19 protein-coding genes and 1 pseudogene are annotated in these 25,115 nt (G+C 70.7%); 8 read left to right on the plus strand and 12 right to left on the minus strand.

Features of this window, described 5'->3' with window-relative positions; translation table 11 throughout:
• Positions 1–38: 38 nt before the first annotated feature.
• From glgX to ACIGDI_RS19520, 3 genes are all read right to left on the minus strand, one after another.
• Complete coding sequence (gene glgX / locus ACIGDI_RS19510) at positions 39–2,180, minus strand: glycogen debranching protein GlgX (protein ID WP_399898053.1); 2,142 nt, start codon at positions 2,178–2,180, stop codon at positions 39–41.
• Positions 2,181–2,329: 149 nt separating this feature from the next.
• Entirely contained in the window at positions 2,330–2,452 is a 123-nt protein-coding gene (locus ACIGDI_RS19515; RefSeq protein WP_399898055.1) for a hypothetical protein, read from the minus strand.
• Between the two features lie 84 nt (positions 2,453–2,536).
• On the minus strand, positions 2,537–2,845 hold the full coding sequence (locus ACIGDI_RS19520) for a hypothetical protein (protein WP_399898057.1): 309 nt from the start codon (positions 2,843–2,845) through the stop codon (positions 2,537–2,539).
• A 621-nt stretch (positions 2,846–3,466) separates the two neighbouring features.
• On the opposite strand from ACIGDI_RS19520, the pseudogene ACIGDI_RS19525 reads away from it, so the two are divergent.
• Positions 3,467–5,049: pseudogene (locus tag ACIGDI_RS19525) on the plus strand (tannase/feruloyl esterase family alpha/beta hydrolase).
• Positions 5,050–5,111: 62 nt separating this feature from the next.
• On the opposite strand, the gene ACIGDI_RS19530 reads toward ACIGDI_RS19525, so the two are convergent.
• Positions 5,112–5,777, minus strand: a complete 666-nt coding sequence (locus ACIGDI_RS19530; RefSeq protein WP_399898059.1) for a TetR/AcrR family transcriptional regulator — start codon at positions 5,775–5,777, stop codon at positions 5,112–5,114.
• 183 nt (positions 5,778–5,960) lie between these two features.
• Between ACIGDI_RS19530 and ACIGDI_RS19535 the strand changes: the two genes are divergently transcribed.
• Positions 5,961–6,992: a medium chain dehydrogenase/reductase family protein gene (locus tag ACIGDI_RS19535; RefSeq protein ID WP_399898061.1), complete on the plus strand. Its 1,032-nt coding sequence runs from the start codon at positions 5,961–5,963 to the stop codon at positions 6,990–6,992.
• A gap of 37 nt (positions 6,993–7,029) precedes the next feature.
• Here ACIGDI_RS19535 and ACIGDI_RS19540 read toward each other — a convergent pair whose 3' ends face one another.
• Complete coding sequence (locus tag ACIGDI_RS19540) at positions 7,030–7,923, minus strand: alpha/beta fold hydrolase (RefSeq protein ID WP_399898063.1); 894 nt, start codon at positions 7,921–7,923, stop codon at positions 7,030–7,032.
• Between the two features lie 380 nt (positions 7,924–8,303).
• Here ACIGDI_RS19540 and ACIGDI_RS19545 point away from each other — a divergent pair, with 380 nt between their 5' ends.
• Both ACIGDI_RS19545 and ACIGDI_RS19550 read left to right on the plus strand, forming a co-directional pair.
• Entirely contained in the window at positions 8,304–11,165 is a 2,862-nt protein-coding gene (locus ACIGDI_RS19545; RefSeq protein WP_399898065.1) for an AfsR/SARP family transcriptional regulator, read from the plus strand.
• A 117-nt stretch (positions 11,166–11,282) separates the two neighbouring features.
• Positions 11,283–11,822, plus strand: coding sequence for a hypothetical protein (locus ACIGDI_RS19550; RefSeq protein ID WP_399898067.1), 540 nt, complete (start codon positions 11,283–11,285; stop codon positions 11,820–11,822).
• Positions 11,823–11,921: 99 nt separating this feature from the next.
• Here the strand turns inward: ACIGDI_RS19550 and ACIGDI_RS19555 are convergent, their stop codons facing one another.
• A complete protein-coding gene (locus ACIGDI_RS19555) occupies positions 11,922–12,503 on the minus strand; it encodes a CGNR zinc finger domain-containing protein (RefSeq protein WP_399898069.1) in 582 nt (193 codons plus the stop codon).
• A gap of 86 nt (positions 12,504–12,589) precedes the next feature.
• Here ACIGDI_RS19555 and ACIGDI_RS19560 point away from each other — a divergent pair, with 86 nt between their 5' ends.
• A complete protein-coding gene (locus tag ACIGDI_RS19560; RefSeq protein WP_399898071.1) occupies positions 12,590–13,462 on the plus strand; it encodes an alpha/beta fold hydrolase in 873 nt (290 codons plus the stop codon).
• Between the two features lie 51 nt (positions 13,463–13,513).
• Positions 13,514–14,404 carry an endonuclease/exonuclease/phosphatase family protein gene (locus ACIGDI_RS19565; protein ID WP_399898073.1) on the plus strand — a complete coding sequence of 297 codons (891 nt, stop codon included), beginning with the start codon at positions 13,514–13,516 and terminating at the stop codon, positions 14,402–14,404.
• A 39-nt stretch (positions 14,405–14,443) separates the two neighbouring features.
• On the opposite strand, the gene ACIGDI_RS19570 is transcribed toward ACIGDI_RS19565, so the two are convergent.
• Entirely contained in the window at positions 14,444–15,529 is a 1,086-nt protein-coding gene (locus ACIGDI_RS19570) for a DUF5937 family protein (RefSeq protein ID WP_399898075.1), read from the minus strand.
• 100 nt (positions 15,530–15,629) lie between these two features.
• On the opposite strand from ACIGDI_RS19570, the gene ACIGDI_RS19575 reads away from it, so the two are divergent.
• On the plus strand, positions 15,630–16,850 hold the full coding sequence (locus tag ACIGDI_RS19575) for an MFS transporter (protein ID WP_399898076.1): 1,221 nt from the start codon (positions 15,630–15,632) through the stop codon (positions 16,848–16,850).
• A 152-nt stretch (positions 16,851–17,002) separates the two neighbouring features.
• Here ACIGDI_RS19575 and ACIGDI_RS19580 read toward each other — a convergent pair whose 3' ends face one another.
• The 3 genes from ACIGDI_RS19580 to ACIGDI_RS19590 all read right to left on the minus strand — a co-directional run bounded on the left by ACIGDI_RS19580 (position 17,003) and on the right by ACIGDI_RS19590 (position 20,208).
• On the minus strand, positions 17,003–18,511 hold the full coding sequence (locus ACIGDI_RS19580; protein ID WP_399898078.1) for an FG-GAP repeat protein: 1,509 nt from the start codon (positions 18,509–18,511) through the stop codon (positions 17,003–17,005).
• A 270-nt stretch (positions 18,512–18,781) separates the two neighbouring features.
• Positions 18,782–19,354 (minus strand): dihydrofolate reductase family protein, encoded by a 573-nt coding sequence (locus ACIGDI_RS19585; RefSeq protein ID WP_399898080.1) that lies wholly within the window; start codon positions 19,352–19,354, stop codon positions 18,782–18,784.
• Positions 19,355–19,491: 137 nt separating this feature from the next.
• Positions 19,492–20,208: an SDR family NAD(P)-dependent oxidoreductase gene (locus ACIGDI_RS19590; RefSeq protein WP_399898082.1), complete on the minus strand. Its 717-nt coding sequence runs from the start codon at positions 20,206–20,208 to the stop codon at positions 19,492–19,494.
• Between the two features lie 196 nt (positions 20,209–20,404).
• Between ACIGDI_RS19590 and ACIGDI_RS19595 the strand changes: the two genes are divergently transcribed.
• Positions 20,405–21,442, plus strand: coding sequence for an Lrp/AsnC family transcriptional regulator (locus tag ACIGDI_RS19595; protein ID WP_399898866.1), 1,038 nt, complete (start codon positions 20,405–20,407; stop codon positions 21,440–21,442).
• A 100-nt stretch (positions 21,443–21,542) separates the two neighbouring features.
• Here the strand turns inward: ACIGDI_RS19595 and ACIGDI_RS19600 are convergent, their stop codons facing one another.
• Positions 21,543–23,522, minus strand: a complete 1,980-nt coding sequence (locus ACIGDI_RS19600) for an acetoacetate--CoA ligase (RefSeq protein ID WP_399898084.1) — start codon at positions 23,520–23,522, stop codon at positions 21,543–21,545.
• Positions 23,519–25,096, minus strand: a complete 1,578-nt coding sequence (locus tag ACIGDI_RS19605; protein WP_399898086.1) for a bifunctional 3-(3-hydroxy-phenyl)propionate/3-hydroxycinnamic acid hydroxylase — start codon at positions 25,094–25,096, stop codon at positions 23,519–23,521. The genes ACIGDI_RS19600 and ACIGDI_RS19605 overlap by 4 nt, the downstream gene beginning before the upstream one ends.
• Positions 25,097–25,115: the final 19 nt, after the last annotated feature.

The following is a 25,115-nucleotide window of genomic DNA, read 5'->3' on the forward strand; positions in this document are numbered from 1 at the left end:
GGCCGCTACGGAACCATGCAGGACCTCACCCGCCGGGCCTAGGCATCCTCGTGGCCGCGCAGGACGAGCAGCGACCGGGCCTCGACCTCCACGTCGCTGCCCGCCTTGATCAGCGGCCTGAACTCGGTGTACGGGATGGCCGTGTCCACCTCGACCGCCCACCAGGGGCCGAGTTCGTCGGGCACCGCGAAGGTGAGGGCCTGGCTGTGGGCGTTGACCAGCAGCAGGAAGGAGTCGTCCTGCACGGGCAGGCCCCGCAGATCCGGTTCGGTGATGGCCTTGCCGTTGAGGTGCACCATGAGGGAACGCGCGAACCCGGTGTCCCAGTCGTCGTCGGTCATCTCCTGCCCACCGGGGGTGAACCAGCCGATGTCCTTCGACGCTGTCTCGCTCCCTCGCGGGACGCGCCCCTTGAAGAAGCGCCGCCGACGGAAGACGGGGTGGTCGCGGCGCAGGGCGATCAACATGCGGGTGAAGTCAAGCAGTTCGCTCCCCTCCGCGGCCTTCTCCCAGTCGATCCACGTCAGCTCGTTGTCCTGGCAGTACGCGTTGTTGTTGCCCTGCTGGGTACGGCCGAGTTCGTCGCCGTGGGAGATCATGGGGACACCCTGGGAGAGCAGCAGGGTGGCCAGCAGGTTGCGCTGCTGGCGGGCGCGGAGCGCGAGGACACCGCGGTCCTTGGTGGGGCCCTCGACGCCGCAGTTCCAGGAGCGGTTGTGATCCTCGCCGTCGCGGTTGTCCTCGCCGTTGGCCTCGTTGTGCTTGCCGTCGTACGAGACCAGGTCGCGCAGGGTGAAACCGTCGTGCGCGGTGACGAAGTTGACCGAGGCGAAGGGCCGGCGGCCGTCGCTCTGGTACAGGTCGGCGGAGCCGGTCAGACGGGAGGCGAACTCTCCCAGCGTGCCGCCCTCGCCCCGCCACAGGTCACGTACGGTGTCGCGGTACTTGCCGTTCCATTCGGTCCACAGCGGCGGGAAGTTGCCGACCTGGTAGCCGCCCTCGCCGACGTCCCACGGCTCGGCGATGAGTTTCACCTGGGAGATGACCGGGTCCTGGTGTACGAGGTCGAAGAACGACGACAGCCGGTCCACCTCGTGGAACTGGCGGGCCAGGGTGGCGGCCAGGTCGAAGCGGAAGCCGTCGACGTGCATCTCGGTCACCCAGTACCGCAGTGAGTCCATGATGAGCTGAAGGGTGTGCGGGTGGTTCATCCGCAGGCTGTTGCCCGTACCGGTGGTGTCCCAGTAGTAGCGCGGGTCCTCCGGGGAGAGCCGGTAGTAGGCCGCGTTGTCCAGTCCGCGCAGTGACAGCACCGGCCCGAGATGGTTGCCCTCGGCGGTGTGGTTGTAGACGACGTCCAGTATCACCTCGATACCGGCCTCGTGCAGGGCCTTCACCATGGCCCGGAACTCCTGGACCTGCTCGCCCCGCTGGCCCGAGGAGCCGTAGGCGTTGTGCGGGGCGAAGAAGCCGATGGTGTTGTATCCCCAGTAGTTCGACAGGCCCCTCTCCACCAGGGCGTGGTCCTGCACGAACTGGTGCACCGGCATCAGCTCCACCGCGGTGACGCCGAGCTTGACGAAGTAGTCGATCATGGCCGGGTGGGCCAGCCCCGCGTAGGTGCCGCGAATCGACTCGGGTATCGCCGGGTGGGTGATCGTCATGCCCTTCACATGGGCTTCGTAGATCACGGTCTCGTGGTACGGAGTCCGCGGCGGGTGGTCACTCCCCCAGTCGAAGTACGGATTCACCACGACCGACTTCGGCATGTACGGGGCGGAGTCCAGGTCGTTGTAGCGGTCGATGTCCTGGAAGTGGTAGGGAAACAGCGCCTCGTTCCACTCGACCTGGCCTTCGATCGCCTTGGCGTAGGGGTCGAGCAGCAGTTTGTTCGGGTTGCAGCGCTCACCGGACTCGGGCCGGTACGCCCCATGCACCCGGAACCCGTACCGTCGGCCCGGGCCGACGTCCGGCAAGTAGATGTGGTGGACGAAGCCGTCCACTTCCTTCAGGGCGACGCGTTCCTCCGAACCGTCCTCGTCGAACAGGCACAGCTCGACGCGCTCGGCCACCTCGGAGAACACCGCGAAGTTCGTGCCCGCGCCGTCGAAGGTGGCTCCCAGAGGCGCCGTCTGCCCCGGCCGCGCGCCGACTTCCGTGTTCTCCTGCCAGATGCGCATACCTCACCCTCCCCCGCGCAGCCGGAGGGCAGCCGCGCTCGTCTGCTCCCTAGTGCCCCTCCGATCACCGAGCATGCAGGGGGGCCGGGAACGGCAGGCATCCCCTGTCACAGCGGCAACGCCCACTGTGACCGGCGCGGTGCGCACCGTCACCAGGTGACGGGCAGTTCATGGGCGCCGTAGATCACGGCGTCGTATTTGCGGTGGGCCGTGCGCGCGGCCGCCTCGCGGAGCTGTAGGGACGCCCGTCTCGCGGTGAGCTTTAGGGACACCCGTCTCGCGGTAAGCCATAGGGACGCCCGTCTGGCGGCAAGCTCCGCGCATGCCCGTATGCCGCCGAGACAAGGGCGTGCGCGTCAGGGTGTCGAAGGAACGGCGCGGGCCAGAGGCTCCAGGTCCCCATAGAGGGCGGCATGGATCGCGGCGGCGAGTTCGCGGGCCCGCTCCTCGCTCCGCACCCCGTGCATCATGAAGTAGACCGGTCCCGTGTAGGCGCCGAAATCGGCCTCGCGGTTGCGGACCAGGCGGAGGATCGCGGCCCGAATGGCATCGTTGACGGCGTCGGCCACCGTGTGGTCCGCGCCGGCGGTGAGAGTGTCCGCCTTCACGGTCCACTGTCGGGGCGCCTCGGACTCGATGGCCACGAATACGGCGTTGCGCGCCATGGCCTCGCGATACGCGTCCCGGAAGGCCCCGGCACCCGTGGCGTCCGGGATGAGGCGAGCGGGACAGGGAACCGGCAGTGGCTGCACCCGTGCATTCTTTCAACAGGCAACGTTCACCGGCATCCGCGAGCGGGAGGCAGGCCACACCTCGGGGCCACTTTCACCCCTTGGAACCAGCGACCTTCACATCAGCCGTCTCATGCTACGCAGCAATAATCGTCAACAATTTCGTTGACGACCTTGCGCGGCCGCCGACCGCGGGGCTACGTTCCTCGCCGTACCGCCCTGAAAAGCCGCAGTCGACAAGGGGACGGGTGAGCCGCACGTGGGCTGCGGTGTGCTCGGGACGGGCAGGCCGAACGGCCTTCCACGCACGCCGTTTTGACGGTCACTCACCTCGGTTCAGCGATCGAGGCGATCGAACGGAGATCGAGCATGCGCATGCTTTCCCGATGGTGCCGGTGGTCGTCGGCCTCCTTCATGACCGCCCTGGCCGCCGCCCTCGCTCTCGTGACCGGGGCGGGCATCGCCCTCGCCGCCGCGGCGGCCGGCAGCGCGCCGACATCCGGCTCGGCCACGGGGGTGACCACGAGCAGCACCGCTTCCGGGATCGAGCCGGCCATGTCCTGTTCCGGGGTCGGCGCGCTCGACCTGGCGGCCGCCGTGCCCGGCGTACCGTTCGAGGTCACCTCGGCGACCGAAGTGGCCGCCGACGGCAGCACCCTGGGCAACTGGGCCTACTGTGACGTCAAGGGCGTGATCGCCCCGCAGATCCACTTCGAGCTGCGCCTGCCGCAGACCGGCTGGCAGGCCGACTATCTGCAGCTCGGCTGCGGCGGACTGTGCGGCAGCGTCAGCACCGCCGGTGCCGCCGCCTCCTACGGCTGCGTCCCGCTGACCGACGGCGCCTTCGCGGTCGCCTCCAGCGACGAGGGCCACTCCCAGGGCGGCGGACTGTTCTCCACCGACCCGACCCTGCGCGCCGACTTCGGGTACAAGTCGGACCACCTGCTCGCCCAGGTCGCCAAGGTCCTCCTCAAGCACTACTACGGCCGCCCGGCGACCCACTCCTACTTCGACGGCTGCTCCCAGGGCGGCCACCAGGCCCTGACCGAGGCACAGCGCTACCCGACCGACTTCGACGGCATCGTCGCCGGCGCCCCGGCCGACAACTTCACGCGCTCAACACCTTCTCGCACGCCTGGACCGCCCAGTCCGTCTTCCTCGACGGCGGCCCGGCCACGATCACCACCGCCGACCTCGCCCCGCTGCACGAGGCGGTCCTCAAGGGCTGCGGCGCACCCGCCGACGGGATCATCACCGATCCGCTGAGCTGCACCTGGGACCCGGCCAGCATCAAGTGCCGGGCCGGACAGACCTCGACGGCCGCCGACTTCTGCCTGACCGCCGACCAGGTCACCACCCTGCGCCGCATCTACGCGGGACCGACCGACGAACACGGCCAACTGCTCTACCCGGGCTACCAGTTGCGCGGCTCGGAACTGAACTGGGCCGGCATCATCGTTCCCACGACGGCAACCGGCACCACCGGTGACCAGAACTTCGTCAAGGAGACCATCCGCTACCAGGTCTTCGACGAGCCGCACCCCGAACTCAATTACAGGGACGTGAAGTTCACGTCGGCCTCCTTCAAGAAGATCATGCGACCCAACGAGGGCCTGTACGATGCCACCGACCCCGATCTGAACGCCTTCAAGAAGGCCGGCGGCAAGCGGATCCTCTGGCACGGACTGGGCGACCAGCACATCCCGGCCGTGGGCACCATGGCGTACTACAAGGCCGTACAGAACGCCATGGGTGGAGCGGCGGCCACCAGCGGCTTCGCCCGGCTGTTCCTGCTCCCGGGCGTCGCCCACTGCGGCGGCGGCCAGGGCCCGGACAAGCTGGACGCGCTGAGCGCGATCGTCGACTGGGTCACCAAGGACCAGGCACCGGACAGCCTGCTGACCAAGGCGGTCGACAGCAGCGGCAAGACCACCTCCTCCCGCCCGACCTACCCCTTCCCCTACGTCGCGAAGGACACCACGGGCGGTTCGCCCGACTCCCCCTCCAGCTACACCCCGGTCAAGTCCACGGCCGAGGCCGGCCTGACGCTGGACTGGCTGGGCTCCTTCCGCTCCGGCTACGAGAAGGTCGGCAACTGGGGCCACGGGAGGTGGGTCGTCACCTCGGGGAAGGCATGACCTGACCGACGCCGACGACGCAGGCCCCGCGCACGCCTTTCGTGGCTGCGCGGGGCCACTTTTCACCGAGTCAGATGGCGAAGTTCGTTCTCGAACAGCTCGCCCGGGTCGAATTCCATGCCGGTGAAGTGGCCTGCCAGCTCCAGGGAGAGGATGCCGTGCAGGCGAGTCCAGAAGAGCAGGGCGCGGCGCAGGGCGGGCGGTGACGCGGGATGGCCGGCCGCCCATTGCCGGTGTTCGGCGAGGTGGGTCAGGAGCGGGGCGTCGACCGGGGTGTCCGCACCGGCACCCGCCGCGGCGCCATCGGACTCGGCGGCCTCCAGAAGGCACTGCATGATCTCTGAGGCGATCTCGGTGATGTCGTCGGGAGCGTGGTAGCCGGGCACCGGTGTGCCGTAGATGAGGAAGTACCGCTGGGGGTCGTCCAGCGCCCACGCCCGCATCGCGCGCCCGAGTTGTGCGAGATCCGCACCCGGGACGGCCGCGGCGCGCACGGTGTCGGCGAGACTGCGGTAGGCGTCCCGGATCAGCTCGGTGATCAGTTCGTCCCGGCCCGCGAAGTACCGGTAGAGCGCGGGGCCACTCATGCCCATCTGCTTGGCGATGGCGTTGAGGGACAGTCCCGGAGCCCCGGCGGCGGCGATCTGCTCCCAGGCGCGCTCCTTCACCTCGGCCCGTAGCTGCGCCCGGTAGCGCTCGCGTGGTGTCTCCTTGCCCGCCACAGTCACGTGCGCGTCCCTTCTGTCATCTGGTCACCGGCTCCGAGGGAGCCGGACGGGGGGAGTTCTTCCCGCCACACTCTCTTGAGTTAGACCCTATTACGAACGTTCTTGACTGTCACGCGGAGGTGCGGTTATAACTTCTAACGAACGCATCAGCCACTAACTGGTGAGGGATCGATGGAGGTCGTCATGAACGCTGGAACACGGGTCGAGGTCGTACTGCCGGGCAAGGTCGAGCCGGAGGGGCTTGAGGTACGCCAGGTCGTCGCTCCGGTCGCCGGAGCGGGCCAGGTCGTCATCCGCATGGAGGCGACCGGAGTCTCCTTCGCCGAGCAGCAGATGCGCCGAGGCCGCTACTACGACCAGCCGCCCTTCCCGTTCGTCCCCGGTTACGACCTGGTCGGCACCGTTTCGCAGACCGGGGACGGTGTCGATCCCGCTCTGGCCGGCACCCGGATGGCCGCACTGCTCAAGGTCGGCGGCTGGGCCAGCCACGTGGTCGTCGACGCCGCCGACGTCGTGCCGGTCCCGCAGGGGATCAGTGCGGCGGAGGCCGAGACCGTGGTGATCAACGGCATCACGGCGTGGCAGATGCTGCACCGCAAGGCTCACGTCCGCGCAGGGCAGACCGTCCTGGTGCACGGCGCCAACGGCGGCGTCGGTTCCGTACTCGTCCAGCTCGCCCAGGCCGCCGGAGCGAAGGTGATCGGCACAGCCTCCGCGCGCCACCACACCGCCCTGCGGGAACGAGGGGTGACCCCGATCGACTACCGCACCGAGAACATCCCCGACCGCGTCCGCCAACTCGCCCCGGCCGGTGTGGACGCAGTCTTCGACCACGTCGGCGGCCGCAGCATCGTCGACTCCTGGCGCCTGCTCGCGCCCGGCGGCACGCTCGTCTCCTACGGCAGCGCCTCCACCCGGGACGACGAGGGCTCCAAGCAGTGGCCCGTACTCAAGCTGCTCGGCCGCGTATGGCTGTGGAACACCCTGCCCAACCGCCGCCACGCCTACTTCTTCAATGTCTGGGCCGGCCGCGCCCTCACCGCCGGCCGCTTCCGCGCCCGCCTGCGCACCGACCTCACCGAGGTGTTCAACGCCCTGCAGCGCGGCGAGATCACCCCCCAGATCGCCGCCGAACTGCCCCTCGCCCAGGCCGCCGAGGCGATGCGACTGGCCGAGTCGGGCACCGTGTCCGGAAAGGTCGTCCTGCGCCCCTGAAGATCCACGCGCGAGTCGGCCGACGCACGCAGTCGTCCTACGGAGTCCGGCGCACGATGGAGCCGTACCGATCGCAGGCTTCCGCCCTCTGTCCAAGCGAAAGCATCGCGTCGGTGACCTGGCCCAGCGCCTCGTCGGGGATCCTTGTGGCGACCTCTTCGAGGGCGAGGAACCGTGCCCCGAGGATCTCGCGGGCGATCGCCTCTCCGTTGCCGATGGGGAAGAACCGGTCGCGGCGGCCGTGGACGACGAGCGTGGGGACCTCGATCTCGGGCAGGCGCTCGCGCCAACGGGGTTGGCAGTCGAGCCTGGAGAACACCATGCCCATCTGGTTGGCCATCTGCACCGGGGCCGCGGTGCCAGGCGTGCGGTCCCAGATACGCCCAGCGATCGCCCGTGCGGCTATGGGGTCGTCGCCGAGGATCTCCGCACCGCCGGCGGCGAACTCCGTGACCGCTGCGCGGTCGGCCCAGTCGGGCATCGGACGCGTGAACAACCGCCCCATCGTCGCCCGGTCATGGTCGGGGAGGTCATCGTCGGGCGGTCCGGGGGCAACCGGGCGGGTGCCGACCAGGGTGAGGGCCGAGAACGCGCCCGGGTGATCGAGCACGGCCACCTGGGCGACCATCCCGCCGACTCCGATCCCCGCGAGATGCGCAGGCCCCTCGCCGAGCAGGTCGGCAAGGGCCACTGCGTCGGCGGCCAGGTCGCGGAGGATGTAGGCGGGCGCCTCTGGATCCGTCATCGTCGACTCGCCGCTGTCGCGCAGGTCGTAGCGCACGACATGGCGTCCACCCGCGGCGAGGCGCTCGCAGAGGGCGTCGGGCCAGGAGAGCATCGTGGTCCCGCCCGCGAGCAGGACGAGTGGCGCGTCGTCGTCACCGAACGACTCGACGCCGAGCGTGATCCCATTGACGTTGACAGTGGTCATCGGCTCACCCGCAGACGTCGTACGTCGAATGCGTCTCGGTCGATGCCGGGATCACGTTCCGCTGCGCCGGGGTGCCCGGCGCTTCGCCGGTGCGGACGGCCGAGGACGGCGGTGCCCCCGCGGTCCTGGCCAGGTGCCGGCTCGGTGACAATGCCGTCGAGCGGGAGCGAGATGTCATCGATGATTCGAGTCATGCCGGGGTAGACCCGTTCCGCCGTACCGATTCATCGCTCGCCCACGACGCGTGTGGCGGATGCCAGCTCGACAGTCGTTCCGGGCCCCGCGAACAAGCAGGCGATGTCGCTTGGCCGATCAGGCTGTTCCTCTCCCGCGGTTGTGAGCAGAATCTGCGGGAACGGTGCACGTTCTGAGGGGATGGCATGGTGCGACTGCGATTACTCGGCCCGGTCGAACTGGCCGTGGGAGACATGATGGTGGACATCGGGCCGCCCCAACGGCGCACCGTCCTGGCCGCGTTGGCCGTGGACACGGGCCGACCGGTGGGAGTGGACGTACTGGTCGGCCGGGTCTGGGGCACCGATCCCCCGGAAGGCGCCCGGCGTTCGCTCTACGCCCACATCACGCGTATCCGGCACGCCTGCGACCGCATGTCCGACACCTCGCGCGAGGCGGTGCGGCTGACCCGCCGGTCGGACGGATACGTCCTGCAGGCCGACCGGCAGCAGGTCGACGTACACCGCTTCCGGCAGCTGATCGACCGGGCCCGCGACGCCCGCGTTCCGGACAGCGAGCGGGCGGCACTGCTCGGTGAGGCGCTCGGACTGTGGCGGGGCGAGCCGCTCAGCGGTCTGGACGGCCCGTGGGCCGGGCAGATGCGGCAGGCCTGGCGGCGGGAGCAGGTGGACGCGACCATCGAATGGGCCCGCGTCCAGGCACGCCTCGGCGCCCCCGCGGCGACGATCGGACCGCTGTCCACCCTCCTCGACGACTTTCCCCTGGTCGAGCCTCTGGCAGAGGCGCTGATGCGGGCCCTGCACGACAGCGGGCGCGATGCCGAAGCCCTGCAGTGCTACGCCTCCATGCGGCACCGGCTGGCGGACGAACTGGGTACGGATCCCGGGTCGGCACTGCGCGAGACCCACCAGGCCATCCTGCGAGGGAACCTCCCTCCTTCCGCCCCACCGCAGCAACCCGTGCCGGCACCACCGCCGCCTCCCAAACCGCGGCAGGGCACCGTCCCGGCACAACTCCCCGTCGCCGTGCGCGGTTTCACGGGTCGGCACGAGGAACTCGCTGAACTCGACGCGCTCTTGGAGAGCGCCCGGCCGCCGGCTCCGGTGGTCGTCTCGGCCGTGTCGGGCACGGCCGGCGTGGGCAAGACCACGCTGGCGGTGCACTGGGCGCACCGGGTACGGAAGTTCTTCCCCGACGGGCAGCTCTACGTCAACCTCCGGGGCTTCGATCCCGGCGGGACCGTAGTGGACCCGGCGGAGGCGGTACGCGGATTCCTCGACGCCTTCGCGGTGCCCGCCGCCCGGATCCCCCCGAGCCTGGAAGCACAGGCGGCCCTCTACCGAAGCCTGCTGGCAGACCGGCGGGTGCTGATCGTGCTCGACAACGCACGGGACGCCGAGCAGGTCAGGCCGCTGCTTCCTGGCACACCCGGCTGTCTGGCGCTGGTCACCAGCCGCAACCGACTCACCAGCCTGGCGGCCGTCGAAGGCGCGCGCCTGCTCTCCGTCGACGTGCTCTCCCCGGACGAGTCCCGGTCCCTGCTGGCCGACCGCCTCGACGCCGGCCGGATCACGGCCGAGCCCGACGCCGTCGAGGAGATCGTGGCACGGTGCGCCGGTCTGCCGCTGGCTCTCGCCGTCCTCGCCGCCCGTGCCGCCGCCGAGCCCCGTATCCCCCTCGCCACCCTCGCCGACGAACTCCGCGAGAACGGCAGCCGCCTGGACGCCCTCGACGCCGGCGATTCCGCCACGCGGGTACGGGCGGTGTTCTCCTGGTCCTACGCGTCCCTCAGCCCCGCCGCCCAACGGCTGTTCCGGCTGCTCGGCCTGCATCACGGGCCGGACATCTCGGCCGCGGCCGCCGCGAGCCTGGCCGGCGTGCCGCCCACACAGGTACGAGCCCCGCTGGCCGAACTGACCCGAACGCATCTGCTCACCGAGCACCTGCCCAGCCGCTACGCCTCGCACGACCTGCTCCGCGCCTACGCCGCCGAGCTCGCCCGCACCGAGGACGGCGACGCCGACCGCCGCCAGGCGACACACCGCGTCCTCGACCACTACCTGTTCAGCGCCCTGCACGCCCAGCGCCTCCTCGGGCCGCCCGCGGATCCCGTCCTCCCCTCCCCCGCCCAGCCCGAGGTGACCCCCGAAGAACCGGCCGACCGCGAGCGGGCCATGGCCTGGTTCACGGCCGAGCACCCGGTGCTCCTCGCCGCTGTCGACCAGGCGGCCCAGGAAGGCTTCGACGTCCACGTCTGGCAGCTCGCGGCGGCGCTGACGCCGTATCACCAGCGGAAGGTGCTGTGGTCCGACTGGGCCGGCACTCACATGTCCGGGCTGGCCGCCGCCCGCCGGGCCGACGACAAGGCGGGCCAGGCATGCGCCCACCGCAACATCGGCAACGCCGAATCGACCCTCGGCCGTCCCGCCGAGGCCCGCACCCACCTCGAGCGCGCCGCGCACCTCTACCAGCAGATCGGAGACCAGCTGGGCGCCGCCCACACCCACCTCGCACTCGGCAGGGTCTCCACCCAGCAGGGCCGGGTCGCCGAGGGGCTGCAGTGCTCGCAGCAGGCCGTGCGGGGTTTCCGGGCCGCCGGGGACCGCGCCTGGCAGGCCCTGGCACTCAACAACGTCGGGTGGGACCACGTGCAGCTGGGCGAGTACCGGCACGCCATCGACCACTGCGAACAGGCGCTGGCCCTCATCGGCGACACCGGCCATGTCTCCGGCGAGGCCCACACCTGGGACACGCTCGGCGTCGCACACCACCACCTCGGCGAACACGGCGAGGCCGCCGCCTGCTACGAGAAGGCCGCGGCGCTCTTCCACCACATCGGCGACCTCTACTACGAGGCGGACATCCTCGCCCACCTCGGCGACACCCACTACGCGGCGCGCAATCCGCGCGACGCCCGCGACGCCTGGACCCGCTCCCTGGCCCTCTTCGAGAAACTCGACCACCGGGACACCGAGGCACTGCGGGCAAGGCTCGAACATCACCTCCACCTGGACCCGTCCGACACGGTGCTGCCCGACCGAGACTGAGCAGACCGAACAGAAGGTGGCCCCTGCCGGTCGCCCCCGTCGGCAGGTGATCGTCTACGCTGCCGTTGCCACGGCGCAGACGATCACTCGCCGTACCCGGTGACCTGGCAGGGAGACATGCTGAACACGCGAAGACTGATGGTCGCCGGAGCAACGGCGATGCTCATAGCCGGGCTCGCCGCTTGCGGAGGCGGACAGTCCGGCGCCGAACCGCCGAGTGGCACGATCACCTACAGCAGCGACGGTTCCGCTCGGGAGACCACTCCGCGGAGCGACTCGGTCTCCGGCCTGCGGGACACGGTCCGCCATCTCTCGGTGAGGACGGTGAAGGCGACTCGGCCGCACATGGTCAAGAAGTGCACGTCCAGCACCAGAAGGGTCAGGCACACGACCAGTTCGGGCACGGGCACCAAGAGGAAGACCCGCACCTGGTACACCACCGAGCGGACTCGGACCTGCAAGAACGTCCGCACCGGCACGGAAACCTACCGCCGGGTCGTCCGGCCGGAACGGTGGTGCGTGCGCCTGGACGACGTCGGCGGCGACAAGACCAAGGACGACGTCTGGTTCCGGGTCAGCAGCGCGACCTACCACCAGGCGCTTGCCGTGAAGGAACACACCCGCCTGGAGTTCGTCCCGCGGGGCTCGACCTGCTGAGACGGGATCACGGCTGACGCCCCGGGGCGCGGCGCCTCAGTACACGTACGGATTCACCTCACGCGCCAAGCCGCGCGCGTACGGCCGCGATTGAGCCGGCTACCGGACCTCCGGGCGCTGCGGCTCCCCGGCCTTGTGCCGCTGATAGTGCCGCGCGACGCGCATACGGTTGCCGCAGCGGGCGGCCGAACACCAGCGGCGGCGTGGATGGGTGGGCAGGAACAGCATCACGCAGTCGTCTGCCTCGCATTCACGGATCGTCGCCACTGCGGGATCGACGAGCAGGTCGGCGGCGGCTTCGGCGAGGCAGGCCGCAAGCCGTCGGCCCGGTGAGCCTTCGCGTCGGCGGACGAGGGCCACGGCCGATCCGGTCCAGCCCAGTTCGCTGATCGCCGGTGCGGCGCGCTGGGCCCGGTTGAGTGCCCGCAGGTCGGCTGCCAGGGGTTCTTCGCCCCTGCGGACGTGGTCCAGGGCGCGGGCGGTGTGCTCTCGTACGGCGCGTACGGCGGCCAGGTCTTCGGCGCCGATCTCCTGCGGCACCTCGTCCGGGAGGCGGGCGGCCTGCAGTGTCCACCAATCCCGCAGGCCGTCCGGTGAGGCCAGCAGATCGCCGGTGGACGGGCGGGTGTTGACCAGGTCCAGCGCCAGCGGCTCTCCGGTCAGCGGCACGAGATCACTCATGCGACTAATGCTACACCACACCCTTGACACATTAGATCGCCTTCGACTACAACCTAATGCATAACAGGGCGAACAAAGGATTAGACATGCTTGGTGTCATCGCTCGCACGGTCCACCGCCACGTGGAGATCGACGATGTCCGCGTCTTCTACCGCGAATCCGTCCCCGACCGCGCCGACGCACCCGTCCTCCTTCTCCTGCACGGATTCCCGTCCGCCTCCCACCAGTTCCGACGCCTCATCGACACCCTCGGCTCGCACTACCGGCTGATCGCCCCGGACTATCCCGGCTTCGGCCACACCCGGACACCGGACGGCTTCGAGTACACCTTCGACCGGCTCGCCGACATCACCGAAGGCTTCGTCCAGAGCCTCGGCCTCGGGCGGTTCGTGATGTACGTCTTCGACTTCGGCGCCCCCGTCGGCTTCCGCATCGCCGAGCGCCATCCCGAGTGGATCGCGGGCCTGGTCGTGCAGAACGCCAACGCCTACGAGGAAGGTCTCTCGGACATGGCACGCGGCCTTGTCGAACTGACCCCCGACACACCCGGCGCCCAGGACACCATCGACGACGTACTCACCCTCGCCGGCACCCGCGGCCAGTACGAGACCGGTGTCGCCGACCCGGACCTCGTCGCGCCGGACGGCTGGACCCTCGACCAGCACTTCCTCGATCAGCCGGGCCGCAAGGACGCCCAGCGGTCACTGATCTTCGACTACCACACCAACGTCGAGCGCTACGGTCACTGGCAGGCGTGGCTACGCCGGCACACCCCGCCCGCGCTCGTCCTCTGGGGCACCGGCGACCCCTTCTTCATCGAACCCGGCGCCCACGCCTACCTCCGCGACCTCCCCGACGCCGAACTCCACCTCTTCGACACCGGCCACTTCGCCCTCGAGACGCACCTGCCGGACATCGCGCCCCTGATGGCCGACTTCCTCGCCCGCGCCTGGAAGTGAGTGCCCCAACAGGTGTGCAGCCGTGCCGTGCGCCACGTACCGTGCTCTTCGATGCGGTTCGCGACCTTCAATGTGTTGCACGGCCGGACGCTTCAGGACGGCCGGCCCGTTTCCGTCCCGCCCACGCAGGCCGGGCGTCCGCTGGCTGACGCCGTCGCGGCACTGGGCGCCGACGTCCTGGCACTACAGGAGGTCGACCGTTTCCAGGAACGGTCGGGGTATGTGGACCAGGCGCACGTCGCCGCCGAAGCAGCGGGCGCGCGGGAGTGGCGGTACGCGTCGGCTGTCCACGGCCAGGCCGTGCCGGGCAAGGGGTGGGTGCTCGACCCTTCCGCGCCGGGGCTACGGGTCCACGGTCCGGACGACGCGCCGGCGCAGGATGCCGTGCCGTCGCACGGCATCGCGCTGCTGTCCAGGCTGCCGGTTCGGGAATGGCGGGCCAGGCGGTTCGCGCCGGCTCCCTTGGCCATGCCGCTGCGAGTGCCCGGGAGGCCCGGACTCACGGTCTCCCGCGACCAGCCACGCACCGCCCTGGCCGCCGTACTCAGCGCGGAGCGTGGGCCGTTGACGGTCGTGGCGGTGCATCTGTCGTTCGTGCCCGGGTGGAACATTAGGCAACTGCTCGCCCTACGGGACTGGATCGCCGACCTGCCTCGCCCGCACGTCCTGCTGGGTGACTTCAACCTGATCGGACCGATACCCAGGCTCGTGCTCAGGACCGCCGAGATGGCCGCCCCCGTGGCCGGCCGCGCACGTCGGTCGACGGGGCCGGGCGGCTGGCGGGACCTGGCCCGTGTTCGGACGTATCCCTCACACCGTCCTGTGGTCCAGTTCGACCATGTGCTCGTCTCCGCGGCAAGCCGGTGCGCGCCGGTGGCTGCGAGCGCCCCGCGCATGCCGGTGTCGGACCACCGGCCCGTCGTCGTCGACCTGCCCTGGTGATGCCTCCGCGCACCGAGGGGCCGCGCGCGGCAGGCCCGCTCAGCGCAGTACGGCCGCCAGCAGGTCGGCGCCCAGCGAGGTCACGTCGGTCAGATTGAGGGTGTAGCGGACGTACCGGCCCTGACGCCGCGCCGTCAGAAGGCCCGCGCGCCGCAGGACGGCGAGGTGGCGGGACACCTCCGGGGGCGAGAGTTCCCAGAAATGGGCCAGCTCGGCGGTGGAGTGCGGGCCGCGGGCCAGGGTGCGCAGCAGCCGCAGCCGTACCGGATGCGCGAGCGCCTCCAGCCGCAGGGTGACCGTCTCCAAAGACACGGGCTCCGCCGGAATCGGCTCGGCCACGGGGTACTGCACCACCGGATGCCACCCGGGGGCGTGAACGGCCACCAGGTGCGGGCGGCCGAAGACACTCGGGATGAAGGTGACCCCGGCGCCGTGCGCCGCGGTCGCCTTGTCCTGCACCTTGTCCACGACGATGCAGTCACCGTCGGGCGCCAGCGTGACCGCGCCGGAGACCGAGGCGAGTGCCACCCCGAGGCTCTGCCGCCTGAGCAGTTCGTTCTTCAGGCGCAGATCGGTCGCGAGCTGCACCGCCACGTCCGCCCAGGCGGCGTCGAAGAAGGCCTCGGCGCATTCCTCGAGGGTGCGGCGCACCCGTGCCCGAACCGAGGCCGGATCGGCGAGCAGCCGTTCCGCGAAGGCCTCCTGCAGTGCGCCGCGGGCCTGGGCCACGTCCAGGGCCCGCTCGCGCGCGGTCGCGTCGGAGAGCGGCGACCTGCCGGGGAAGTGCAACCGGTTGCTGCCGCAGGTGGTGACCAGCGCGGCGGTCACGTACGTCTCGTCGTCGATCCGGTCCACGTCGTCCAGCTCCTCGGCCAGCGTCGACCGAGGCCGTCCCGGGATCAGGAAGTCGGCCTGAGAGGAACGCCAGAGGAATTCCGCCTCCCGCAGCCGCTCGGCCAGCTCGGGCCGCAGGCCGGCCCAGACGTCCGCGGCCCAGCCGGCGAACTGCGGATGGTGGCCCGGTTCGGCCAGCACGTGCAGCATCGCGGTCAGCTCGGCCAGCGGGGAGGCAGCGAACCGCACGCGCTCGGACGGCAGACCGCTGATGTCGATCCTCAGCGTCATCCCCTCATCATCACCGCCCCGACGTCCGCCGACGTCGCCGATTGACGATGTACGTCAACCCACGTGCCGTACCCCGACAGCCGGACGCACCGTCTGCGCCATGGCAACCCTCACCCGAGTCCGACCTCGCGCCCTCGTCCGCGCCTCCGGAGGCCCCCGCTATGTCGGCGCCCTGGCCGTGGACGCGCTCGGCACCGGCCTGCTGCGGCCCTTCCTGCTGCTCTACGGCGTGACGGTGCTCAGGCTGTCCGCACCGGTCACCGGCACCGCCATGACGGTCGGCATCGTCGCGGGTCTGGTCTGCATGCCCGCGGTGGGCCGATGGCTGGACCGCGGCGCACGCAGCACGGTCGTGGCGGCGTCAATGCTGGTGCGCGTACTGGGCGTTGCGCTGTTGCTGGCCGCCCCGGCCGGGCACGTCCGGCCGTTCGCGACGGCGGCGCTCTTCCTCGGCATCGGCAACCAGGCATGGCCCGCCGCCCACGCCGCGCTCGTGGCGACGGTCGCCCAGGGCCGCGAACGCGACACCGCCCTCGCGGGAGCCCGCGCACTGCGCAACGCCGGCCTGGGCGTCGGAGCGCTTCTCGCCACCGTCTGTCTGGCGGGCGGGACCGGCGCACTGCGCGGCCTGGCCGCCGTCACGGGCCTCGCCTACCTCGCCGCGGCCGCCCTGGCGTGGTCGGTCCATGTACACGCCCGTCCGGCGCACGCCGCCTCGGTCACGGGCCGGCGCGACGAGTCAGCACCCCGCATGTCCGCGCTCCTTGCCGCCAACGTGATCTACGTCTTCTGCCTCAACGTCCCCGAGATCGCGCTCCCCTTGGTCCTGGTGACGCAGTTGCACGCCTCCCCGGTGTGGTCGGCAGCCGTCTTCGTCGCCAACACGGTGCTGGTCGTCACCTTGCAGGTGCCCGTCACCGTCGTCATGTCCCGCTTCTCCCGGCGCACCGTCCTGGCCCTTTCCGGCCTGGTGCTGGCCGCGTCCTATCTGGGATTCCTCGCGGTCACCCCGCTCGGCCACGGCTGGGCCGCACCGGCAGTGGCCGCCGTGTCGGTGGTCTGCACGATCGGCGAGATCCTCTACGCCGGCAGCGCCACCGCGCTCGTCACCGCTCTGGCGCCGGCCCATGTCCTGGGGCGCGCTCTCGCGCGCTTCCAACTCTCCACGGGCTTCGGTCTCGCCGTCTCCCCGGCGATCATCACCGCCCTCGCGCCGCTCGGCCCGGCCGCCCTCTGGGGCAGCCTCACCACTGCCACCCTCCTGTCCGCCTTCGCCGTCGGCACCGAGAAATCGTCGCCCGCACGGTGCACAGTCACGTGAAGTGCCGTTCAGCGGCACAGGTGGGGCGGTCAACGGGCTTGCATGGGCTGCCCGTTGACCGCTTCCGCCATCGGTAGCGGGCCGGCGCCGTTGTCCGCCGAGACCAGCCCTCACCACGGCTGCGACACCGCCGACCCACCCGGCGCGGACGACTACTCGTCGATCACCGAACCGAAGTGGGCGCCGTGCGCGTTGCCGCCGAGGGCGGCGGCACCGTAGGAGCGGGAGCCGGCGGCGAGCAGGCCGTCGCCGCTCGCGGGCAGCAGCCACACCGCCCCGTCACCCGCGTTCTCCTCCGGCGCACCGGCCACCAGCTCGGCCCGGCCGTCGCCGTCGGTGTCCACCAGCCGCACCTGGGCACCCCACTCGTCACCGGCCTCCGCGGTGCCCGGGACACCAGGGGTGTTCTGGTCGAAGTACAGGGCGCCGGTGGCCGTCAGGCCCGTCCGTGAGCCGCGCATCAGCCACACCGCTCCCGCGCCGGCCTCACCGTCCGCGTCCTCGCCGGGCGCGCCGATGGCCACATCCGCATACCCGTCGCCGTCGACGTCGGCGACGGACACGTCGTTGCCCCAGGAGTCGTGCTGTTCTCCCGCGCCGGGCACGCCCGGGGAGTTCTGCGACCACCACTGCGGGGCGGCGCCGGACCCGGTGCCGGCCGGGCCGTTCTGACCTCCGTAGTACACGCCCACCACACCGCCGGACGCGTTCGGGTCCGCCACGGTGTCGTCGACGCCGCTGAGTTGGCCGACGACGAGGTCGTCGTAGCCGTCACCGTTGATGTCGCCGGAGGCGGTGCCCAGGCCTCCGTGCAGGTCGCTGCGGTAGCTCAGGCCCTGTGTTCCGCCAGCGTAGTAGGCGGACCAGCCCTTGGTGTAGTCGTCGTCGGGGCTGTAGCCGGAGACGACGAGGTCGGCGAAGCCGTTGTGGTCGTAGTCGCCGGTGGTCAGGTAGGCCGCCTGGAGGCGGTGTCCGGTGGACTTCGGAGCGCCGACCTGGCGCAGGACACCCGCGTGGTACGTGACCACATTCAGGCCCGTCGTCTGGTCGAGGACGACCATCTGGTCGGCGTCGATGTCGCCGGAGAACCTGGCAGCGGCCACCGCCAGACCGAACCGGGCCCCCGCGGTGGGCTTGGCGGCGGCGACGGTGGCCGTGCGCTCGACGCCCAGTCCTTCCTCGGACCCGTACAGGACGGTCACCCGGCCCGCGTCCTCCACCGTTCCCTCGTCCTCTCCAGGCGTGCCGATGACCGCGTCGTCGTAGCCGTCGCCGTCGAGGTCGCCGCTGGCGACCGCCTGGCCGAAGCGGTCACCCATCTCGGATGTTCCGGGTACGCCCTTGGTCGACTGGCTGACGAGCTGGACGTCGCCCCGGGGCACGGTTGTGTTCGTGCCGATGCCGTTGGGGGCGCCGTACTGGACGGTGATGTATCCGGCGCCCTCCTTGCCGTCGACGGTGCCGTCCGGGACGCCGGTGAGCACGTCGTTGTAACCGTCGCCGTTGAAGTCGTTGTTGCGGTCGGCGGCGGAGGTGCCGCCGGGGACACCCGCGAAGGCGCTCGGCGCAGCCAGGATGCCCGCTCCCGCCAGCAGCAGGAAGGAGGCCGCCGCGACGGCGGTCGTGGCCGCGCTGCGGCGGGCGCGTGCGGAGATGCTCATGTCTTGTTCCCCCGTTGGGTGTTGATGCCCTGTCAGTCGGCTGGTCTTTGTGGCCGACGGGGGGTTCGACAGGCGTGGCCCGGCGCGAGTTGTGGGCTCCGGGCGGGCTGTGGCACGTCGGTGACGCCCGTTGCGAGACGGGGACCTTTTCCGAGGAGCACGGCGCGGGCGTAGCTCGCGCCGTGGGCGCTCCTCGTCATCCCGCCCAGCCTGCGACGCGATCTGTCGATCCGAAGCCGACGCGACGGCGGAGCGGGGGAAGCCGCCTTGTCAGCGGACGACGTCGAAGACGTTCTTCTGCAGGCCGTTGGCGTAGGCCTCGTGCTCGACCAGCTTGAGCTTCTGAGTGTCCTTGTCCGTCGTGCTGAACAGGCGCTTGCCCGCCCCGAGAAGGAGCGGGAAGACGAGCAGGTGGTATCGGTCGATCAGGCCGGCGTCGGAGAGGGCCTGGTTGAGGGAGGCACTGCCGTGGACGATGATGGGGCCGCCCTCGGTCTCCTTCAGCGCGGCGACGTCGTCGAGCGAGCGCAGGATCGTCGTACTGCCCCAGTTCGACACCAGGTCGCCCTCGGTGAGCGTGGTGGAGACGACGTACTTCGGCATCACCTTGTAGTCGGCGAACTCCTCCATGTCCGGCCACACCGGGCTGAACGCCTCGTAGCTGGTCCGGCCCAGCAGCATCGCGGTGGCTTCCTCCTGCTCCCGCCCCTTGATCTCGAACGCCTCGGGGAGGAACTCGACGTCCTTGAAGGTCCACCCGGCGTTGCGGTAACCGGGCTCGCCTCCCGGGGCCTCCACGACGCCGTCGAGCGAGATGAAAGCGGTGCTGATCAGGGTTCGCATCACAGTTCCTCGGTGTCTCGTGTCCGGATCTCAACAGGTCGGCCGGTGCGCCCTTCCCTCACGGTCGCGGCTGCGCGCACCAACCATCGTCTATGACCGGGGACCACGGAGAAACTCATCGGCAGCCAGGGCGGGATTCACCAAGGTACGGTCTTGCCGAAGCGGTCCAGATACGCCAGGCCGGGCGTGCCCAGCCGGGAGAGCAGGACGTCCACCAGCATGGGCACGCTCTCCTCGATGGTGAACGGCGCCTCCGGACCCCCCAGGGCGGTGCGGATCCAGCCCGGCGCCATGAGGACGAAGGCACGCCGCGTCTCACCTTGCCGGGCGGCGAAGCTCCGCAGGAACATGTTCAGGGCCGCTTTGCTGCCTCGGTAGAGCTCGCGGCCGCCGCTCGTGTTGTTCGTGATGCTGCCCTGCCCCGACGACATCGCCCCGATGAGTCCGGCCGGGGTCACCAGGTCCTCAAGGGCTTCGATGACGCGCATGGGGCTGAGCGCGTTGGTGACCATCACGTCGATGAAGTCGGCCGTCGTGACCGCACCGATGGGCGTCTGGTGACTGTTGGTGGTGCCCGCGTTGACGAAGAGCACGTCGAGCCGGCGGTGCGCCAGACGTTCGTGCAGCAGGGGCAGGCGCCCGGGGTCGTTGATGTCGAGCTGCTCGATGGTCACCCGCCCGTCGGCGCGGTCGGCGAGGTCGTGCAACGGCGTTCGGGCGGTGGTGTCGCGCACAGTGCCGATGACGTTCCAGCCCCTGTCGAGGAGCTCCGCGGCCATCGCGTGGCCCAGGCCCCGCGAGGCGCCGACGATGAGAGCTTCCGATGGGTGTTGTTCGGTCCCAGTCGATGACATCCGGCGTCATCTCCGTTCTGCGAGTGATGTGACTCCGTTCGAGCGGGTCGGGCGGGCTCGAAGGCCCGGGCCGGTACAGGGCGGTTCCCGCCACTGCGGCCCCCTCGACCCGTGCGCTTCAGTGTTTCGTCCGCGCCGCATCACGGGCGAGCTGCGACCCCTCATTTGTACGATTGCCGTCGTGACAAGGGCACTGATGACGGAATCCGCTGCTGTACACCCCGATGATGTGCGAATCATTCGAGCGCTGCAGATCGCTCCGCGGGCTTCGTTCGCCGCGATCGCAACCGCTCTGGGCATGACCGAGGGCGCCGTCAACCGCCGGTATCGCCGCCTGCGCGCCGACGGCGTCCTGCGCGTGGCCGGCGTGGTCAATCCAGGTGCGCTGGGACAGAGCAGGTGGCTGGTGCGACTGCGCTGCCGGCCCGGCAGTGTCGCCGCGATCGCCGACGCGCTCGCCAAGCGGGACGACGTCAACTGGGTCGCCCTGAGCGCGGCCGGCTGCGAGATCACCTGTGCGACACAGTCCCGGACGCGGGAACAACGCGAGGACCTTCTCGGGCAGCGGCTTCCCCGTACGGCCGCGGTGATCGACATCAACGCCTTCGCGATGCTCCGCCAGTTCCTCGGCGGCCGTGGCCACTACTGGTCGGCTCTGCGGGGCACGCTGTCACCGGAGGAGGAAGCAGCGCTGGGCGGCGGTCGGCCTCCCTTCACCGAGTCTCCGGTCGTCGCTCGCGAGCCGCTGCTGCTCACTCCCGAGGACGAGAAGATGCTCGATGCGCTGGCTGTCGACGGCCGCGCCAGTCTCGTCGATCTCGCCGCGGCCGCCGGCCTCACACCGGGACGCGTCTCGCGACGGCTCGATGCTCTGCTGCAGCACCGCGTCGTCCATATCGACGTGGAGACCGCCGCGGCGGCCCTGGGCTACAACGCTCGCGCGAACCTCTGGCTGCGCGTGCACCCGTCGGCGGTGAAGAGCGCGGGCCGCACACTCGCGCAGGAACCCGAGATCGCCTTCGCGGCGGCCGTCTCCGGGCCCTGGAACCTGCACGCCGTCGGGCACTGCCGGGACCTCGACGAACTGTTCGAGTTCACCTCCGATCGCATCGGGTCCCTGGCCGGACTGCAGAGCATGGAGGTCTCCCCCGTGCTGAAGCTCATCAAGCAGGCGGGTACGCGGCTTTCCGGCGATCGCCTCATCGAGCCGTCCAACGCTCGTACGCGGCGCTGAGGGTCATCGAAGGGCTGGCGGGCGGGTCAAGGCCGGAATGAGTTCGAGCGCATCGAGAGCCTTCCCGACAGCGCCGTGGCGGGCGGAGCGGGACCGTGTCTCAGTGGCGGGGGCCGTGAGTGGACGGCCGCTCCCGGTGTTCGGCGCCCAGCCGGGCGTAGTGGTCGATGAGGTCGGGCGCGTCGACAGCCCCGCGGTTGACGACCTGCTCTATCGGGGCGCCCTGGAGGAGACGTTTGACGGGGACTTCGAGTTTCTTGCCGGTACGGGTGTGCGGGATGCCGGGCACTTCGAGGATCTCGTCGGGGACGTGTCGGGGTGAGGCTCCGCTCCGGATCGCTTCCCTGATCTTCTCCCTGAGGGGGTCGTCCAGGGTCACCCCGGCGGCCAGGACGACGAACAAGGGCATCCAGTAGCCGCCGTCGGGTTCCTCCGCGCCGATGACCAGCGCTTCCGTGACCTCCGGAAGGCGTTCGACGACGTCGTGGATGTCGGCGCTGCCCAGTCGTACGCCGTTGCGGTTCAGCGTGGAGTCGGAACGGCCGTGGACGATGACCGAGCCGTGTGACGTGAGGGTGATCCAGTCGCCGTGTCGCCACACGCCGGGGTAGGAGGAGAAGTAGGCGTCGCGGTAGCGGGTGCCGTCGGGGTCGTTCCAGAAGTACAGCGGCATCGACGGCATGGGGCGGGTGACGACCAGTTCGCCGACCTGGTCCACCACCGGCCGGCCCTCGGTGTCGTACGCGGCCAGCGCCACTCCGAGGTGCGGTGCGGACAACTCGCCCGCCCAGACGGGGGTGTTGGGCGCGCTGCCCGCGAAGCCGGAGACGACGTCCGTGCCGCCGCTGATGGACGCCAGCAGTACGCGTTCGCCGACGTGGTCGCGGACCCAGGGGTAGGCGGAGGCGGGCAGGGCGGAGCCGGTGCAGCCGACGACGCGGATCGACGACAGGTCGTGAACCGCGGGGTCGATGCCGAACTTGGCCATGCCCAGCAGGTATTGGGGACTGGTGCCGAAGACGGTCACCTGGTGGCGTGCGGCCAGCTTCCACAGGACGTCGGGCTCGGCGAGGGGCGCCGGGCTGCCGTCGTACGTGCACGTCGTGGCGCCCGTCAGCAAGGTCGAGGCGACCAGGTTCCACATCATCCAGTGGGTGGTGGTGTACCACAGCAGACGGTCGCCGGGGCCGAGGTCGGAGTGCAGAGCGAGAGTCTTCAGGTGCTCCAGCAGGACTCCGCCGTGGCCGTGAACGATGCCCTTGGGCAGACCGGTGGTGCCGGAGGAGAAGACCACCCACAGCGGATGGTCGAACTCCACCGGGATAAAGGCGAGTTGTTCGGTGCGGGTGGCCGCGTCCTCCCACGGGATCACCAGCGACGGGTAAGGCTGTGCCGGCCGCGGCAGGCCCGTGTGGTCCACCAACAGCGTCGCCTTCAACGTCGGCAGTGCCAGGGCGAGTTCGCGGGCGGCGTCGCGGCGGTCGTGGGTGGTGCCGTTGAACAGGTAGCCGTCGGCGGCGATCAGGACCGTGGGCCGGAGCTGGGCGAAGCGGTCGGCGGCGGCCTTGGGGGCGTAGTCCTGTCCGCACACCGACCACACGGCGCCCAGGCTCGCGGCGGCGAGGAACGCGACGACCGCGTGCGGGGTGTTGGGCAGATAGCCCACCACCCGGTCGCCCTTGCCGACGCCCAGGTCACGCAGGGTCGCGGCGACGGAGGCGACCTGCGAGCGCAGACGGCCGGCGGTCACCTCGTAGCAGGAGCCGGTCTCGTCGAGGGCGATGACCGCCACGGCGTCGTCGGCGAGGTTGCGCAGGGCGTGGTGGGCGTAGTTGAGGGTGGCGCCGGTGAACCAGCGGGCGCCCGGCATGGTCTCCTCGGCGAGCACATGCTCGTACGAGGTGTCCGCGTCGATGTCGAAGTACTCCCACACCGCGCCCCAGAAGCCTTCCAGATCGGTGACCGACCAGCGGTGCAGTGTCGCGTAGTCGGCGCCGTCCATCCCGGCATGACGGGCGAAGTCCGTCAGGTTGCTGTCGGCGACGGTCTGCGGATCCGGTGTCGCGAAAGGCACGATCATCGTGTGGCGCTCCTCAGCGGGTGTGCGGTCGGTTCGGGTGGGAACAGGCGGGGCCTGGTGTGCAGGACGGACGCCCAGGTGGCGGTGCCGGTGAAGTCCCGGCCGCCGGCCGGCACGACGTCCATGACGACGCGGTCGGGGCGCAGCAGGACGGCGTCCGCGCGGCCGGCGCGCAGCCAGGCGGCGAGTGTGCCCTCGTCGCCGAGGTCGCCGACGGGTATGGCGCGGATGCCGAGACCGTGGGCGACGGCGTTGAGCGAGGGCCAGGGTTCGGCGGCGGTGAGCACGGCGAAGGAGTCGCCGAGCACGTCGTCGAGGCGCGTACGCCGTCCGTCGGCGGTGACCCACGGCTGCGGGCAGTGGGAGCCCGCCAGGCCTCTGCGGGGGCCGCGTCGGACGAGGGGCCCGGCGGTCAGGGGCGGGCTGAGATCGCGGCCGGCCATCGCGGTCAGGCCGGGTATGCGACAGGCCGCCGCCAGGAGCCCGCGGCGCAGGGCGGCCGCGCCGTCCTGTCCGCCGGTCATGGCCCAGCCCATGGCGACGGCGAGCCGGATCATGTGCCTGGCGTGCGGCTTGCGTTCGCTCTCGTACGTATCCAACAGCCGCTCGTCTGCGCCTTGTTGCAGAACGCGCGCGAGCTTCCAAGTGAGGTTGTGGGCGTCCCGCAGTCCCGCGCACAGGCCCTGTCCGATGAACGGAGGGGTGAGGTGGGCGGCGTCACCGAGGAGGAAGACGCGGCCGCTGCGCCACCGGTCGGCGGTGCGGGCCCGGAAGGTGTACTGCGTCTCGCGAACGACCTCGAAGTCCCCGTCGTAGGACGGCGGAAGCCACGGGGCGATCAGCTCGCGGAGCGGTTCGTCACCGTCTCCGAGCCGGAACTCCCAGCGGTAGCGGTCCTCCCCGACGCGCATGAAGGTCGCCGGGCGGCGCGGGTCGCAGACCTGGTCGACGCCTTCCCAGCAGCGGACGTCGGCTTTCGTCCGGACGTCGATGACGTTCCAGCGTTCCTCGAAGCGCAGGTCCTCCCAGACGGCGCCGATGGCGTCCCGGGTGAGGCTGTTCGCCCCGTCGCAGCCGAGGACCGCATCGGCCCACAGCTGGTGCTCGCCCTCCTCGTCGCGGTAAACCACCCGTACGGGAGCGGCGGTGTCCGGTCCGACGCCGGTGACCTCCACTCCGCCACGCAGTTCGCACTCAGGGTGCCGGGCGAGGGCGTCGCGCAGCAGCCGTTCGAGTTCGGGCTGGTCGAACATGCTGGTCTGCGGGTAGCCGTGATGACCGTGCCCGGTGCGGCGGATCTCGGCCCTCACCCGGTGGCGGGCGTCCAGCAGCCGCAGCCCGTTCGACGGGCGGGCGATCGTGGCGAACTCCTCCCCCACGCCGGCGGCCTGGAGAATCCTGCGGACCTCGTCGTCGGTGGCGACGGCACGGGGCAGGGGGTAGACATCCTGGTGGCGTTCCAGGACGACAGTACGGACTCCGCGCCGGGCGAGGAGGAGGGCTGCCATCACGCCCACCGGCCCGGCGCCGATGATCACGACGGGTGCGCCTGGCCCGCTGCGTTCGACGGTCATGTGCGGCTCACTTCAGGTT

The organism is Streptomyces sp. NPDC085900 (assembly GCF_044540925.1).
Taxonomy (GTDB): domain Bacteria; phylum Actinomycetota; class Actinomycetes; order Streptomycetales; family Streptomycetaceae; genus Streptomyces; species Streptomyces gilvifuscus.